14 protein-coding genes are annotated in these 16,555 nt (G+C 45.0%); 8 read left to right on the forward strand and 6 right to left on the reverse strand.

The features are described 5' to 3' along the window. Nucleotides 1–173: 173 nt before the first annotated feature. Nucleotides 174–1,070 carry an SDR family oxidoreductase gene (locus ACFWMP_RS03025; RefSeq protein WP_042187274.1) on the reverse strand — a complete coding sequence of 299 codons (897 nt, stop codon included), beginning with the start codon at nucleotides 1,068–1,070 and terminating at the stop codon, nucleotides 174–176. A 552-nt stretch (nucleotides 1,071–1,622) separates the two neighbouring features. On the opposite strand from ACFWMP_RS03025, the gene ACFWMP_RS03030 reads away from it, so the two are divergent. Continuing rightward, nucleotides 1,623–1,814 carry a DUF6199 family natural product biosynthesis protein gene (locus ACFWMP_RS03030; protein WP_042187270.1) on the forward strand — a complete coding sequence of 64 codons (192 nt, stop codon included), beginning with the start codon at nucleotides 1,623–1,625 and terminating at the stop codon, nucleotides 1,812–1,814. A gap of 1 nt (nucleotide 1,815) precedes the next feature. On the opposite strand, the gene ACFWMP_RS03035 is transcribed toward ACFWMP_RS03030, so the two are convergent. After that, the gene (locus ACFWMP_RS03035; protein WP_379421888.1) at nucleotides 1,816–3,411 is read right to left on the reverse strand and encodes a helix-turn-helix domain-containing protein; all 1,596 of its coding nucleotides are present in this window, start codon (nucleotides 3,409–3,411) and stop codon (nucleotides 1,816–1,818) included. Nucleotides 3,412–3,526: 115 nt separating this feature from the next. After that, nucleotides 3,527–4,546, reverse strand: coding sequence for an ABC transporter substrate-binding protein (locus ACFWMP_RS03040; protein ID WP_256989875.1), 1,020 nt, complete (start codon nucleotides 4,544–4,546; stop codon nucleotides 3,527–3,529). A gap of 232 nt (nucleotides 4,547–4,778) precedes the next feature. Between ACFWMP_RS03040 and ACFWMP_RS03045 the strand changes: the two genes are divergently transcribed. Both ACFWMP_RS03045 and ACFWMP_RS03050 read left to right on the forward strand, forming a co-directional pair. Continuing rightward, nucleotides 4,779–5,834: a LacI family DNA-binding transcriptional regulator gene (locus tag ACFWMP_RS03045; protein ID WP_379421892.1), complete on the forward strand. Its 1,056-nt coding sequence runs from the start codon at nucleotides 4,779–4,781 to the stop codon at nucleotides 5,832–5,834. 183 nt (nucleotides 5,835–6,017) lie between these two features. After that, nucleotides 6,018–8,453, forward strand: coding sequence for a glycoside hydrolase family 94 protein (locus ACFWMP_RS03050; protein ID WP_340968939.1), 2,436 nt, complete (start codon nucleotides 6,018–6,020; stop codon nucleotides 8,451–8,453). 87 nt (nucleotides 8,454–8,540) lie between these two features. On the opposite strand, the gene ACFWMP_RS03055 is transcribed toward ACFWMP_RS03050, so the two are convergent. Further along, nucleotides 8,541–8,849 carry a hypothetical protein gene (locus tag ACFWMP_RS03055; RefSeq protein WP_042187261.1) on the reverse strand — a complete coding sequence of 103 codons (309 nt, stop codon included), beginning with the start codon at nucleotides 8,847–8,849 and terminating at the stop codon, nucleotides 8,541–8,543. A 121-nt stretch (nucleotides 8,850–8,970) separates the two neighbouring features. After that, on the reverse strand, nucleotides 8,971–10,935 hold the full coding sequence (locus ACFWMP_RS03060; RefSeq protein WP_340968936.1) for a glycoside hydrolase family 127 protein: 1,965 nt from the start codon (nucleotides 10,933–10,935) through the stop codon (nucleotides 8,971–8,973). Nucleotides 10,936–11,068: 133 nt separating this feature from the next. Here ACFWMP_RS03060 and ACFWMP_RS03065 point away from each other — a divergent pair, with 133 nt between their 5' ends. From ACFWMP_RS03065 to ACFWMP_RS03085, 5 genes are all read left to right on the forward strand, one after another. Then, the gene (locus tag ACFWMP_RS03065) at nucleotides 11,069–11,935 is read left to right on the forward strand and encodes a helix-turn-helix transcriptional regulator (RefSeq protein ID WP_379421895.1); all 867 of its coding nucleotides are present in this window, start codon (nucleotides 11,069–11,071) and stop codon (nucleotides 11,933–11,935) included. Nucleotides 11,936–12,182: 247 nt separating this feature from the next. Beyond that, nucleotides 12,183–12,773: a YitT family protein gene (locus ACFWMP_RS03070; RefSeq protein WP_042193725.1), complete on the forward strand. Its 591-nt coding sequence runs from the start codon at nucleotides 12,183–12,185 to the stop codon at nucleotides 12,771–12,773. Between the two features lie 96 nt (nucleotides 12,774–12,869). Continuing rightward, the gene (locus ACFWMP_RS03075) at nucleotides 12,870–14,132 is read left to right on the forward strand and encodes a DNA polymerase IV (protein ID WP_076299479.1); all 1,263 of its coding nucleotides are present in this window, start codon (nucleotides 12,870–12,872) and stop codon (nucleotides 14,130–14,132) included. A 127-nt stretch (nucleotides 14,133–14,259) separates the two neighbouring features. Continuing rightward, complete coding sequence (locus ACFWMP_RS03080) at nucleotides 14,260–15,024, forward strand: threonine/serine exporter family protein (protein ID WP_042187254.1); 765 nt, start codon at nucleotides 14,260–14,262, stop codon at nucleotides 15,022–15,024. A 27-nt stretch (nucleotides 15,025–15,051) separates the two neighbouring features. Next, on the forward strand, nucleotides 15,052–15,477 hold the full coding sequence (locus ACFWMP_RS03085; protein ID WP_042126727.1) for a threonine/serine exporter family protein: 426 nt from the start codon (nucleotides 15,052–15,054) through the stop codon (nucleotides 15,475–15,477). An 89-nt stretch (nucleotides 15,478–15,566) separates the two neighbouring features. Here ACFWMP_RS03085 and ACFWMP_RS03090 read toward each other — a convergent pair whose 3' ends face one another. Continuing rightward, complete coding sequence (locus tag ACFWMP_RS03090) at nucleotides 15,567–16,469, reverse strand: DegV family protein (protein WP_331281430.1); 903 nt, start codon at nucleotides 16,467–16,469, stop codon at nucleotides 15,567–15,569. Nucleotides 16,470–16,555: the final 86 nt, after the last annotated feature.

A 16,555-nucleotide genomic window follows, 5' to 3' on the forward strand; every position in this document is an offset into this window, starting at 1 on the left:
TCGACAATCTTGATCAGTTCTAGATCATATTCTATAAAAATAATGGGATAAAAAGTATTAAATTCTATAATACACCTTTCTCTATATAAAAACAAAAGCACCCCACAGCTATAATTAGTAGGGTACTTTTGAATAATTTCCGTATTTACAATAGCAACATCCCACTAAATATTCTATGGGGTTGGAGTTCCGCCATTGGCATTTAGCGTTTCGCCACTTATATAGCTCGATTCCTGGCTAGCAAGAAATACATATGCCGGAGCCATCTCTGCAGGCTGTCCCGGACGGCCTAGTGGTGTGCTCGCGCCGAACTCCTTCAGCACTTCCTCTGGTTGCCCACCCACCACCTGAAGAGGTGTCCATACGGGACCTGGTGCCACTACATTAACTCGAATGCCCTTATCAGCGACTTGCTGAGCGAGAGATTTACTGAATGTATTGATCGCAGCCTTGGTCGTCGCGTAGTCCAATAGGATCGGCGAAGGGTTATAGGCTTGAATGGAAGAAGTGTTGATGATGGTGCTACCCGGCTGCATATGTTTCACTGCCGCTTTACACAGCCAGAACATGGCATACACATTCGTCTTAAATGTATCGTCAAAATGCTTCGTAGTAAGATCAGCAATATCGGGGACGAATTGCTGTTTGCCCGCTACATTGGCTAAAATATCAATCCCACCCAGCTGCTTGACCGCAGTATCGACGAGCTGTTCACAGTACTCCTCGTCCTTAAGATCACCTGGGATGGCGATTGCGGTTCGTCCTGCTTCCTGCACCAGCTTGAGAACCTGCTTTGCATCCTCTTCTTCCTCCGGCATATAGGATAAGACAACATCTGCGCCTTCACGAGCAAAAGCAATCGCAACAGCTCGGCCTATCCCGCTGTCTGCCCCTGTAACAATCGCTTTTCGTCCAGTCAGACGTCCGGTGCCTTGATAGGTATCTTCACCTGTATCAGGCACGGGATTCATCTTCTTCTGAAGCCCCGGCTCTTGTTGCTGCTGTTGAAATTCAGGTCCTGCCTTGGTGTACTGAGTGGTAGGATCTTGCATCGTATATTGGTTAGACATCGATCAATTCCTCCTTTATTTTTAGAAAACCATTTTTTATTTAACGAACTCTTTTTTTATGTAAACACAACAGTACACCGCTAAACATACCTCATCGATAGCATAGTCCTGAATATTTCCACAAAAAATACCCCAACTACCTGTTAAGGTAGCTAGGGTATCTCATACTTTAAGTATCATTAATCATTTAATGGCCTTAAATTTCCTCTGATCTGTCTGGAACCGACTCATAACGAGTACGTATTTCACGATTTTTAGCGTAGATGTATAAATCTAAAGCCACTATTCCTCTACGTGCCAATTTTACTAGCAGGACGAAGAAGTAGATTCCCAAGCCAATTGATATCAACCAAATTAAAAAGAACAAAACACCTACTCCCCCTCCGAAAAAAAGACCTGTGTGTTCCATACGATTTATCCGCTCCTTAAGCAATTTTCATTTTTTATCAGTCTATATTGCATAAGCTTAAATAAATATATGGAAACTCACACATGAATCGGGACACCCTCCATACAGTTTCGCGTATACATTACATAAAGGAGTGATAAATCATGGGCTTTTTTATTTTCCTCTTTGTTCTGTTAGCGCTACTTAACATCTTTTTCCCACGATTCGGATGGTACATGAGATACGGATGGATGGTCAAAGGTGACGTTGAGCCGAGTGAGGCTTATTTATTAATGACCCGCGTCAGCAGTATAGTGGCACTTATTGTCCTCTTTTTTATCTGGTCTAGTTTCTGACTTATCCTAACGCTCTTAATACATCCTCAATCTTACGCTGATGCGACAATACGCCGTAATTCATCCAGGCCATGAAATCCACCTCATATACGCTGCCGTTACGTACAGCAGGTAAGTTGCGCCAGAGTTGTGTATCCAGCAGTTCCCGTCCTCCCCCTTCAAGCTGATCAAAGGTAATAAACAAATGATCCGCAGTCAGATTGGCAAGCTCTTCTTTTGTCAGGTTCACCCGATTCTTTCCACGGGTCAACTTCCGAACCAAGCTATGGGGTTGCAAGCCCAAATCATGATGAAGCACACTTCCTGTATACCCCAAATGCTCACATCCATAAAGAGTGATTCCGTAGACTGAGATTCTTAAACAAGCTATGGTCTGACTATGGACGGAACGGGTAAGCAGCTGCTTGGCTTGCTGTGCCTGATGCTCATAATTGTCGATCACTTCCTGGACACGTTCCGTTCTGCCAAAGACGGCTGCTGCGGAATACAAAGTGGCACGCCAATCCTCTTGATGAACAGGTAGCTTGAACAACGGAGCGATCCGGCTGCACTCCTCCAGATGCCAACGATGAAAGCCATTATCCAGCAAGATCAATTCGGGCGTATACCGGGAGAGCTCCTGCCAATTACGAGTCGAAATATCTACCTCAGGCACATTGTGGAGAGCCAAGTACTCTTGTTTGCCCCACTCGGCGTGAGAATATTGCGCCACAGGCGTAATATCCAGAGCCAATAGATAATCTTCCAAAAAAGGAGCAAACACCCTCAATCCATCCTGATGGAAGCTTCTGTATTGGCCTGGAGTAACACCCACCGATCTTTTAAAACGCCGATTAAAATAATACTCATTACTATATCCGACGGATACCGCGATATCATGCATACGATCATTCGTCAGCAGTAGCTGCTGCTGCGCTCTTTCGATACGAAGCCCGTTCAAATGCTCCAAGGGAACCCTCCCTGTCACCTCTTTAAATGTTTGTGTGTAACGCGCACGTGTAATACCTGCAACTTCAGCCAACTGATCAACGGTTACGGCTTGGTTATAATGCTCCTCCATATAGTGAATGGAACGCTGTATTGCCTCATGATCACCCGTGACCTGAACGAAAGAGGAATTTGCACGCATGATTAGCAGTAGCAGCTCCTGAAAGCGCGTATGGCCTGCGAACCATTCGATCTCATCTGTGCTTCTACGGCTATGGTAGATAGCCTCTAGCAGTAATTTACATTGTGAAAAGGGTCTACAGCTTAACAAACCAGATCGAAGGATGTCCTCTTTAGTCCTTCCTTCTATTTCACTCTGCCTGTTTTCCCCGGTTTCGATGATTTCAAAAGTAAGCCGATAAAAGCTAAGCCCCCGCTCCTCGGCATTGATTTTGCTTAATAACCCTGGTTCGAACAAGAACCCAGTACCTTTTTCCAGTGGAAACTGCCTCAACTCAGCCTCAACATACCCCTGTCCTTCCGATACAATGAGTAATGTATGATCCTGAAACACCTCACTCTGTCCGCTTCCTGACAGGGATTGGGTTTCTATATTTATCAAGCTATAGAATAGCTTCCTTCTATGGCTGTCTTGCAAATCTTTTGCCATTCTCCCGCCCCCAATTGAGAACCATTTTCATTCACTTCAGTGTAAAACAAAAAATAAGGTCTATCAAGGGTGCTGATAGACCTTATTTTTGCTATTCCTTCAAGGCGGCTGCCATTTATTTCACCATAGCTTCCAGCAGGTCATCAAGCTTCATCGAATTGGCCGTGATGGCACCAGTCTGCCAGTGGGAACGTTCCATTCTATAAACATTCCCGTTCTTCACTGCGGGCAGGCTCTTCCACAGCGGCCCATCAAGAATTTGGATCGCTTCCTGATTACCTTCAGTATCCCAGCCCCCGTTGTCAGGGAATACGATGATATGATCCGCTTCAAGCTGAGGAATAAGTTCTTCGGAAATAATAGATTGATATTCGGTCATTTCTGCAGCCATAGGCACGGGTGTCAGGCCAAATTGAGAATAAATCACACCGATAAAACGGTTTTTAACACCGAACAAAGCAAAGGTCTTATCCGCTACGTTGAGCCGGATCACTGCTACTTTTTCTTGCCCCAGAGCCTGTTGCAGTTTAGCTTTTCCATCTGCCACTTTCTGATCATACTCGGCGAGCACAGCCTCAGCCTTCTCCGGAATACCGAGCGCATCTGCAATCGCTGTAAGCACTTGTCTTGAGTCCTGCAGCGCCGCCTCAGGGAGACGATACGTTGGTGCTATCTTGGAATATTGTTCATACCTCGCCGCATCCGCGCCTCCGTCCGCAATAATCAAGTCAGGGTCTTTCTCCAACAACGCTTCCAAGCTTCCGGTGATATCAAATTCTGGCACATCGAGATTTAAGTAATCCTGTTTGCCCCAGCTTGGATGATACCACTGAACCACCGGGGTAATCCCCAATGCCTTCAAATAATCTTCAAGGTAAATCCCGGCCACCCGTTTAGGGTTGACTGGAATCTCAACATCTCCGAATTCCCCTGTAATCGTCCGAGTTGCAACCTCTTCCGAAGCATTTCCACTTCCTTCGCTCGGTGTGCTGCTAGCTGAGGTTGATTCCTCTGCATTCTCTGTTTTAGCAACATTATCTTTCGTAGTATTGCTATTCGTTCCGCATGCCGCCAGCGCGGTCAATGCCATAATAAGTACTGCTGACCATAAAAACTTCCGACCCCATCTTACCATTATCCCTTCACTCCAATGCTATATTTTCATTGATTATCATTCTCAATAATCATTATCACAATAGTAGCATGACTTTTATAGCTTTCAATGCACTTTCTCTGCAAAAATCTTATACAAACTATTAACTAGTTTCTTCCCTTCTTCACAAATTTCTTATTATTTACGATTGATTTATACAATGCTTTCGCTTACAATAAACTCATAAACGCGCGTTTATGAAAAGAGGGGAAACATGCGCAGCGAAGATATAGCTAAGTTGGCCGGGGTTTCCCGAAGTACGGTATCCCGCGTGATCAACAATTATTCCAACGTCCCTGAAGAGACCCGGGCCAAAGTGCTGCGGGTGATTGAGCAACATCAGTACGAACCGAACAGCTTTGCAAGGGCTTTAGCCGGTAAGAAGACCGATACGATCGGACTCTTCGCCATCAGTATGAACGAGAAGGAGAATACTACCCGAATTTATCAGAACAATTACTTTGCTCCATTCGTTGATGCCGTAGTCGACACCTCGAATGCCCGCGGATGTTATGTACTGATTCATACAGTTTACTCTCCCGACGATTTCATCAAGGTAAAGCAAGCTTTTCTTCAAAAACGGATTGACGGCGGTATCATTGTCGGCACTCAGAAGGATATTAATATCGTCCGAGAAATGGTAGGGCTCGACTCTCCTCTCGTATTAATTGATTATGATATTTCTGAGATTATGTCGGAGCATCTTGACCGCAATCATCTGGCCATTGTGAACTCCAAAGATTACGAGGGCACCACTGAAGCGATTGAATATTTGATCGCTCTGGGTCATCAAGAGATTGGCATCATCTGTGGGCAAATGAATACGTACTCTGGACGAGAGCGTTATACGGCTTATGAAGATACGTTGAAGAAACATGGCCTGCCTGTAAATGAGAGATTTATTCTGAAAGGTGATTTTCTGAAAGAGACTGCTTACGAAGAGGTTAAGAAGCTTCTCGCTTCTGGAGAACCTTTGCCAACGGCCTTCTTCTCCTCCAACGATGATATGGCTATATCAGCGATGGAAGCGTTCTCCGAGCACGGAATCATTGTCCCTGAAGATCTCTCCATGGTTGGATTTGATGACATTCAGCTAGCATCCCGTATTCAGCCTAAGCTGACCTCTGTACGCTTGCCGATCTATGAAATGTCTAAGGCTGCAGTTGAAAAAGTAATCGAGCTGTGTGATTCACAGCAGCCGACGTTTAGCACGATCAGCTTTCCAGCTCGTTTAGTGGAGAGAGATTCCTGTCAACCGCCGAAGAAATAGCTTAAGATCAATCCTTCGCTGAAGAAATCTACATATTTTTCCGTGAAGCTGCTATTTGATTCGGTATCGAAACTACTGCTTTAATTGTCTTGCTTAAAAGCATTGAAAAAACTCCCTTCCCTCGAGGGAATTTTTTCTGAAACTTATAAACGCGCGTTCACAATCGAAAGGAGACTTTCTCACATGAAATTCGGAACCTTTGACGACACTCGAAAAGAGTATGTAATTAACACACCTAAAACCCCTTACCCTTGGATTAACTATCTTGGTAATGAGCAATTTTTCGGACTTATTTCCAATACAGCTGGTGGCTACACCTTCTATAGGGACGCTCGTCTCAGAAGATTGACCCGTTACCGTTATAACAATATCCCACTGGATACCGGCGGCCGCTACTACTATCTTTATGACGATGGTGATTTCTGGACCCCAGGCTGGATGCCAGTAAAACGCGATCTCGACTTCTATGAATGCCGTCACGGTCTTGGCTACACTTCCATTACTGGCGAACGGAACGGAATTTCTGTGAACCAGCTTGCTTTTGTCCCTATGGGTCATAATGCTGAAGTACATCGTCTTGTAGTGAAGAACACGAGCTCTGCTAAAAAATCCGTGAAACTGTTCTCTTTTGCAGAGTTCTGTCTCTGGAATGCACAAGATGATATGACTAACTTCCAACGCAATCTCAGCACCGGTGAGGTTGAAGTGAAGGATTCCGTTATCTATCACAAAACTGAATATCGTGAGCGCAGAAATCACTATGCTTTCTACTCCGTAAATAAAGAAATCGCTGGTTTCGATACTGATCGTGAAGCTTTCGTAGGGATGTACAACGGTCTGGAAAGCCCACAAGCTGTAGTTGCAGGCGAACCTACTAACTCCGTAGCTAGCGGCTGGTCCCCTATCGGATCACACGCACTTAACATTACGCTTGAACCAGGTGAAGAACAAAGCTTCATCTTTGTACTCGGCTACATCGAGAACCCTGAAGAAGATAAATGGGAATCCCTGAATGTAATCAACAAAAAACCAGCAGAAGCTATGATCGCGCAATTTGCTACAGATGCACAAGTAGACGCTGCGCTCGCTGCACTTGCTGCTCACTGGGATAACCTGCTGTCTAAATATCAAATCCAAAGCGGCGACGAGAAACTGGATCGCATGGTTAACATCTGGAATCCATATCAATGTATGGTTACCTTCAACATGTCCCGTTCTGCTTCCTACTTTGAATCCGGTATTGGCCGTGGTATGGGCTTCCGTGATTCTAACCAAGACTTGCTCGGATTTGTTCATCAAATTCCTGAACGTGCTAAAGAACGTATTCTCGATATCGCGGCTACACAATTTGAAGATGGCAGTGCCTATCACCAATACCAACCACTCACTAAAAAAGGTAACAACGAAGTCGGCACCGGCTTTAACGATGATCCGCTTTGGTTGATCCTAGGAACGGCTGCTTACATTAAAGAAACTGGCGATACCTCGATTCTTGATGAGCAGGTTCCTTTTGACAGCGATCCGAATAACACCGCTACGCTGTTCGAGCACTTGAAACGTTCCTTTGAGCATGTGACTAACAATCTCGGACCTCACGGCTTGCCACTGATCGGGCGCGCAGACTGGAATGACTGCTTGAACCTCAACTGCTTCTCTACTGAGCCGGGTGAATCTTTCCAAACCACTGCCAACATCGAAGGTCGCGTTGCGGAATCTGTATTTATCGCGGGTCTGTTCGTCTTCGTTGGACCGGACTATGCTGAAATCTGCCGGATGCGCGGACTTAACGATGTAGCTGTGGATGCAGAAGCTAAGATTGACAACATGAAAGAAATCACATTGACGCACGGCTTCGATGGCGATTGGTTCCTGCGTGCTTATGATCACTATGGCGACAAGATCGGTTCCAAAGAAAATGAAGAAGGTAAAATCTTCATCGAACCACAAGGGATCTGCGTAATGGCCGGTATCGGTGTGGAAAATGGTCAAGCTGAAAAAGCTCTATCATCCGTACAAGAGCATTTGGATACTAAATACGGTATCGTATTGCAACAGCCACCGTATTCCAAGTACTATCTGAACCTGGGTGAAATTTCTACGTACCCTCCGGGCTACAAAGAAAATGCCGGTATTTTCTGCCATAATAACCCTTGGATCATGATCGCTGAAACTGTACTTGGACATGGCGACAGAGCGTTTGAAATTTACGCAAAAATTGCTCCTGCTTACCTGGAGGATATCAGCGAAATTCACCGCACAGAGCCTTATGTCTACTCCCAAATGATCGCAGGTAAAGATGCCGTTCGTCACGGGGAAGCTAAAAACTCCTGGTTGACTGGTACTGCTGCATGGAACTATGTAGCCATCACTCAATCGATCCTTGGCATCCAAGCGGATTTCAATGGTCTGAAGATTGATCCTTGTATTCCTACTGAATGGGATAGCTTTGAAATCACACGTGTCTTCCGTGGAGATACTTATGTGATTCAAATCAAAAACCCGAACCATGTATCCAAAGGTGTAGTTAGTCTTACCCTGGATGGCACAGCTGTAGAAGGTAACATCATTGCTCCAGTTGGAGACGGTGCAGTACACCAAGTAGTTGTAGAACTGGGTTAAAAAAATCCGCTCAACCGTTCACTTGAACGATTGGGCGGATCTATAATTAACGCTGGATGACTCCTGAACTCTTCAGGGGTCTTTTTTTTACCCTTCCACAACATCTGCTCTTAAATCACTCGCAACCTCAAGCATTCTCGGGATCACAGCTTCATTATTTCCAGAAACGTAAATATCCCCTTGATAATGCCTAAATGGGATTGTAGTATCACCAAAGCTCCACATAAAGAAATCTCCCTCAATGGACATCGTAGTGGCGCCTGCTACTGTATAAACTGATGTATAGGTGAAATCAGGTTTGGATGCGAAATACTGCTTGCACTCTTCTAAAGATATGGTTTGTGTTGAACCTCCATCATTTTGCATAGCTCGTGTAATTCGATAACGTTTGCTCATTGTGATGCCTCCAATATTTTCTGTAAAATGATCAGCTACCTTGTCCCGATCAAATATAGCATACAATAAAGCGTAAATCCCTGCTATCCTAAACCTTAAATTACTTTGCCTGTCCCATAACTCACATACTACCTTCCGGAATCCATACCTTCATTTCACCACTGCCACGATTGCCCCACAAGTAATAGGGAACAGCTTTGACCTTAACGGCTTGAAGAGGTGCTTTCTCTCTGCTGTAAAGTCCACCACTCCAGCTCTCTTGATCAACACGCAGTCCATCTGCCTCGACAACAACAGCGCCACCAAGCAAAGTCTCATCAAAACTCGCCGTGAGTTCACTGTCTTCTTTTAAAGAAATAGAGCTTAAAGGTTCACCATTATCGATACTTTCAAGGCAATACACAAGCGGTCCGCGTTGAATCGTTACTTTTTGAGCATCTGCTCGCAAATTGGGATGAGCGTAAATGCGATGTGCCTCCATTGGGTCATTCACTTCGATTATGTCTCCTGCTCTCCACATTCTCCGAATAACAAGGTATCCCTGCTCGATGTTCTCAGCAGTGTTCAGCGCTTCACCATTGACTCTGATCTCCATTCCTAGACTCCACGATGGAATCCGTAAAGCAATTCCGAACTCCGCTTCGTCTGCCGGATTGATCTTCATCGAGACTGTACCTTTCCATGGATAGTTGCACTCTTGCTGAATCGTAACATCCGTTCCACTCAGCTTAGTGTTCAGATTACTTCCAATATACAAATTCGTATAGAGTGTATCGCCATGAACCGTGTAAATATATTGATTGAGCGAAGTTAGTAGACGCGCAACATTCGGAGGGCAGCAGGCGCAGCCAAACCAGCCTTGACGTTCAGACTTCACATGATGTTTCTCCGGGTTGCAACTGCATGCCTGAGGCCATACTTCCAGTGGGTTCACATAAAAATAGTGCTTGCCATCCTGTGCCATCGAGCCCAGTACATTGTTGTAAAGCGCCCGCTCCATGACATCGGCATAACGTGCATCCGGTGATATTCTCAGCATACGCTGTGCAAAAAAGATCAACCCAATAGAGGCACAAGTCTCTGCGTACACCGAATCGTTAGGCAGATCATAATCGAAGGTGAACGCCTCCCCTCTATGTGTAGAGCCGATCCCGCCTGTAATGTACATTTGCTTGTTCGTAATGTTATTCCACAGTCTCTCGCATGCTTCACGAAGTGATTCATCTCCAGTAATAGCGGCAAGATCAGCCATAGCAGTATACATATAAACCGCACGTACAGCATGGCCTACAGCCACCTTCTGCTCTCTTACTGGAAGATGACTCTGGTAATATTTTAAATCAAGATCCCCCTTCCGACCTGTGAAAAAATTGATCTTCCCCAGATTATCCCATTGTTCCTTTAAGAAATTCGGCTGTTGACCTCGCTCATTAATAAAAAAGCTGCTGAGCTTCAAATATCGTTCCTCACCTGTCAATCGATACAGCTTAACGAGCGCGAGTTCAATCTCCTGATGCCCATCATAGCCCTGCATTTTACCTTCTTCCGGTCCAAACATAGAATCAATATGATCAACCATTCGGCACATGATGTCGAGCAGTTTTCTTTTGCCAGTAGCTTCATAATAAGAAACGGCAGCCTCAATGAAATGTCCAGCACAGTACAGCTCATGACAATCGTTCAAATTGGTCCAGCGTTTACCCGGTTCTTTTATCGTAAAATAAGTATTTAAGTATCCATCTTCCTGCTGCGCCTCGCCAACGAGGTCAATCACTTCATCCGCTTGACGCTCTAGCTCAGGATCACGTGTGATGCTTAAGGAATAACCAACAGCCTCCAGCCACTTAGCCACATCACTATCTTGAAATACCCAGCCGTAAAACTCGCCAGTCTTCCGGCCCGCAGCAATCTCAAAATTAGCAATGGCATGACTGGGTTCAGCTCCCAGTGCTCTATCGTGCAATGCCTCATATTGATAGGGGATAACAACGTTCTGGACCAGCCTAATGTATCCGCCCCAGAAATCATCTTGAATGGTAACAGTTTGATCTTTTACAACTTCTTGATCCTGTATAATTTTGTTCATCTTCATCTTCCCCTCAGCCTTATTTCATACTCGCTAATAATAATTATAGGGGGTAGAATAGATTAAAAATACGATCAGAAGCAACCCCTTTTTTGTACTATTTCACACTTTAGAAAGGAGGGATAATTACAAAATGGGCCTTTCATTTATACATTTCGCTGCGCCGCCATTTCCTTATTTTCTAGAATGCAATCGCACGGTTTATCAACCCGGGGATCAGCATCCAAATAGAAGCCATATTGGGGTGTTTGATCTACTTATTGTAGAACAAGGCTGTCTATTTATCGGGGAGGACCATAATCAATGGGAGGTTTCGGCGGGACATACACTGCTATTGCTGCCCGATCGCTATCATTACTCCGTTAAGCCATGTGATGAGACCACTTCATTTATATGGATTCATTTTCATACCCTTGCAGATTGGTCTAGCTCTGAGGGTGGACCCGTGTATATCAACCGTGAAACACATTTTCGGCAGTTTCTTACTCATCCGTATACCATTCGAGTGCCACAGTTCGGTCCCCTCCCTGACCCTTTTGAACGGAGTGGACAAGCCGAGATGCTATTACAGCTGTCTACGGGCCGGCGTTCCAGCGCAGTTTGGCAGCAGCAACGGATATTTGAAGAAATACTGCGGATGATGGATCTGGCACAGCATGATACTTCAGAAAGTCACGCGGTGGAAATCGCAGAGCAGACGGAGACTTATATCCGTAATCATTATGCGGAGCCTCTCTCCAATGCCTCACTAGCGGACGCACTGCATTTTCACTATAACTACCTTACTCGCTGCATGAAACGAGTATATGGGCTGACTCCGATGGAGTATTTGACGGATTACCGTTTGGAACAGGCTAAGCTATTGCTGCTTAAGACTGAGCTTTCTATAGCCGGAATCGCAGAACGTACCGGCTTCGAGAGTGCCGCCTACTTCTCGCGTCGATTTGCTCAGCAGATCGGAATCTCTCCGCTTCGCTTTCGTAAGCGTTACTTCCGTTAAAAACACAAGCAGCACGTCTCCGATTATTGGACACGTGCTAATTCCTCCATACAGTAACATTCATACTTTCATTTCTGAATTGTTTACGCTTAGTTACTTGGTGTCTTTTGAGCGTTAGGAACCGGCTATCCCTCACACACTATGTAATATAAGACTTTTTAACCCTGATTCATAATCAGGTTTTTTTGTTCAACTGCAATTTTTTGGAAGTGACAAGCATATTTATAGACATGCCTTTAATGTGGAGATGTTAAATATGCGGCCATTAAGATACCTTATCATACTTTTAGGAAGCTTACTCGTTGCTGCGGGAACTAATTTTTTTCTCGTACCATATAAAATCTTGGATGGGGGAATAATAGGGATAGCCCTCATTATTAATTATTTATCCGGCGCTAAAATTGGCGTAGCTATAATTCTCTGCAGCTTTCCTATCTTTCTGCTCGCTTGGTTAAAGGAACGCGATATCTTTTACAACAGTGTACTCGGCCTATTGATCTCATCATTTCTGATCGAGCTTCTCGGTCCTTTCCAATATCACTTTCTATATTATTTTGAGTTTGGTTCCATTTCTAGCGCCATTATTGGCGGTTTTTTGATGGGAACGGGACTTGGGATTATGCTGCGGTTTAAAGCAAGTACGGGGGGCACCGATCTGCTCGCTCAATTTATAAAAAGGTATGTCCCGCTGAACCTTGGATTCATCATTTTTTTGACCGACTTTATGATTATCGGCGCGGGAGGACTCCTGATTTCCAAGGAAACCTTCTTCCACTCCATCCTCACGATTATCTCTGGGGGCGTGGCTACGGGTCTATGCACACTTGAGACGAAATAAATGGAAATAAATAAGAATACACACGATCATACGTTCGTATTATAATAAGGAGAAAAAATATAAGGTATCTCTACCTCACCTGGAGCGTGTGAACCTATGAATAAAGAGCGTGTCATTATGCTATCTGATTGCCAAAGCTTCTATGCCTCTGTGGAAAAAGCCTCTAATCCGCAGTACAGCAATAAGCCGCTGATCGTTGCTGGAGACCCAGCTAGACGGAGCGGTATTGTGCTGGCTGCCTGCCCTATAGCCAAATCCTATGGCATTACTACCGCTGAGACGTTGAAGGAAGCGCTGGCAAAATGCCCCGAAGTCATCGTGGTCAGACCACATATGCAGCAATATATCGATGTCTCCTCTCAAATCACAGATATTTTACGTAAGTTTAGCGACCAGGTAGAGCCCTATTCTATCGATGAACAGTTTATTGATGTCAGCGGTAGCCTCAGCTTATTTGGCAGTCCAAGGGAGATCGCTACCGCCATTCAGGATCTAATTCGTAGAAACACAGGTGTGCGTGCGCGCATCGGCATTGGATATTCCAAGGTTACCGCCAAAATGGCTTGCGACCTGTGGGCCAAGAAGAACGCGGATGGTATATTCACCCTCGCTAACGAGGAGCTTCCGAATGTGCTCTGGCCTCTCCCCATTAGCGAGCTGTTCATGGTAGGTCGCCGCATGTCCGCCCATTTCCAAAGCATGGGTATTACGACAATTGGACATTTGGCACAGATGCCGCTAAGCGAGCTGAAATGGCGCATGCGGGAGAAATTTCACAAAAAATGTGATATCGACGCCGAGCTATATTGGCGGATAGCCAATGGCATCGATGACAGCCCCGTGAGCCCAAGCACCTATGAAGTCGCACCCAAGAGTGTCGGGCACCAAATGACGCTGCCAAGGGATTACTATAAGCTGCAAGATATTAAGACCATCATTCTTGAGCTATCTGAGCTTGTATGTAGACGTTGCCGCAAATTGAAAGTACATGGTGCAGTCGTGTCTATCGGCTGCCAAGGTGCCAGCTTTGATGACCCCACAGGCTTCTCAAGACAAACTACAATGAGCGATCCTACGAATGCCACCTTGCTGGTATATGAGGCAGCTCTTTCTCTCTTCAAGCTCCACTGGGACGGTCAGCCTGTGCGTAGAATCCATTTAAGCCTGTCCAATCTATCTGACGAAAGCCAGTACCAGCTAACCCTATTTGAGTCTCGCCCTCGCTATCGTGAACTCGAACGTGCGACCGATGCCCTCAAGAATAAATATGGGGAGACGATCATTGGGCGAGCAGCTTCTTTTACAGATGCCGGGCAGCTTAAGGACAGATCTGGAAAAATCGGCGGACACTATAAATAAAAACTATATTAAAATACACACCTTATCGTTTATAATGCTATATTGGGATTGTTATTTTCACGTAGATGAAGCGACAATCGAAATATGTAAACATAGATAATCACATTCCAGAGGAGGACCGGAGAAGTTGGATAGCACGAGCAACACTAACACTACGTATTATGAAATCGTTGATCTCTGTCTTCTTGCTGGCAAGATCATGCTGCAGAATGGTGCAGAAACATCCAGAGTTGAAGATACGATGACACGAATGGCAGGATCCCTCGGGTTCCCAGGAGCACATAGCTATGTGACGCCAACCGTTATTATGTTCACCACAAATAGAATAGAACCTGTTAAGTTATACAGAATTGCGGAGCGAACAACAGATCTGCAGAAGGTATCGGAGGTCAATGACATTTCTCGGCGTCTAAGCGAACGTCAGATTACAGCTGAGGAAGCTCGTGCAAAATTAGGAGAAGTCGATGAAGCCTCACCTGTCTATCCCGTATGGCTGCAGATCTTAGCAGCCGCCCTTACTGGTGCTTGCTTCACCGTTATGTTTAAAGGCAGTTTGTGGGATGCTCTCCCCGCCTTGCCGATTTCCGGACTGGGCTTCGCTGCGGTCATTTATCTGCATCGTTTAGTGCAGACTAAATTCTTCGCAGAGTTTTCTGCTTCCTTCCTGATCGGACTTCTAGCCTTCTGTTCTGTAAAGCTGGGGATTGGTCAAGAGATGGACAAAATCATTATCGGCTCCGTTATGCCTCTAGTACCCGGACTACTCATTACTAATGCCGTTCGTGATCTGATGGCCGGTCATCTGGTCTCAGGCATATCCAAGGGAGCCGATGCCTTTCTAACTGCATTTGCGATCGGTACAGGTATCGGGCTTGTACTATCACTATTTTAATATCCATGTGAAAGAGGTTAGCCCTTCATGATTTTGCAACTTATAACCAGTTTTATCGCCGCGGCAACCTTCTGTATTCTATTTAATGCGCCTAAGCGCTCACTACTACAGTGTGGTTTTGCCGGAATGGTGGGCTGGATGGTGTATGTGCTTCTTAATGTAGAGTTCGGGCCTGTGGTAGCTACGTTTGCAGCTAGTGTAATAGTGGGCATCGTCAGCCAATTTTTTGCGCGATCCTTCAAAATGCCGGTTATTATTTTTAGTGTAGGTGGTATTATCCCGCTTGTTCCGGGTGGTCTCGCTTACGATGCTATGCGTAAATTTGTGGAAGAGGACTATACTCTGGCTGTTGAAATCGCTGTTCGGGCATTAATGCTCTCTGGCGCCATTGCAGCTGGACTTGTGCTAAGTGATGTAATTGGACAAATGTTCCGTCGTCGTGCAATCAAATAACAGCATACTTCTTCAAAAAAAAGAAATCGCCTGTTGGTACAATGGTGGTCACCCATCCATCTCCCAAGGAGCGATTTCTTTGTTCATCTCTATGCAAATAACGCTTCAGGGAAGACTAAAGGCGCAGCACCCGGATGAATACTATTGATGCTAGTGTTCTTGATCCAGGACAGCCCTACAGTACCCTCACCCGCATGAACAGCCACAGCAGGAATATAGGTCATAATCTCAGTTCGTATGTCAGGCGCCATTGCTTTGATGTCCTCTTCTAGCTTGAGTGCCATCTCTAAATTATTCGAATGCATGATACATACATCACTAACAAGCCCTACATCCTGTTTAAATATCTCCAAAAGCGCTTGTTGCGTCTTCTTCATTGTACGGATTTTCTCCACAACAACGACCTTCCCTTCGTCAAAACGAAGCAGCAAGTTTATACGCAGCAATTGGCTAAGTACAAATTGTGATCCAGAAACACGTCCACTGCGATGAAGCTGTGTCAAGCTTGCAGGAATTAAGTAAAAGGACATATTCTCAATAATATTTTCAATCTTCGCTTTAATTTCTAGTCCAGAAAGACCCTTCTTCTGCCAATGTATACCGCGCATGATCATTTCTCGGATTGGATAAGCGCCAACCTTGGCATCAATTCCAATTACATTGGCCTCCGCTATTTCGGCGCCTTGCATCGAAGCATTGTAAGTGCCACTGAGCTCTGAAGAAAGATGTACAGCAATAATTTCATCGTATTCTTCCTTCAACCGTTCGTATAGCTCAATAAACTCACCGATTGGAGGCTGTGAGCTGCCTACCTTTTCATGCTGGCGCATTTTCTCATAGAAGTCATCGATCGTAATATCTATATTCTCTTTATAACATTCGTTGTTAATAATAATCCGTAACGGAATAATATATACATGATTATTCTTAGCGAACTCCGGATCTATGATACTTGTACTGTCGGTTACCCAGGCAATTGATTTCATGGTCATTTGTCACTTCTCTCTCTCATAAAAAGGAATAGTAGAATGAAAGAGGAGACAAGGGCCAAGAATTCCAGACCAGTGAATCACACGCT

It is taken from the genome of Paenibacillus sp. NPDC058367 (assembly GCF_042723305.1).
Lineage (GTDB): Bacteria > Bacillota > Bacilli > Paenibacillales > Paenibacillaceae > Paenibacillus_AQ.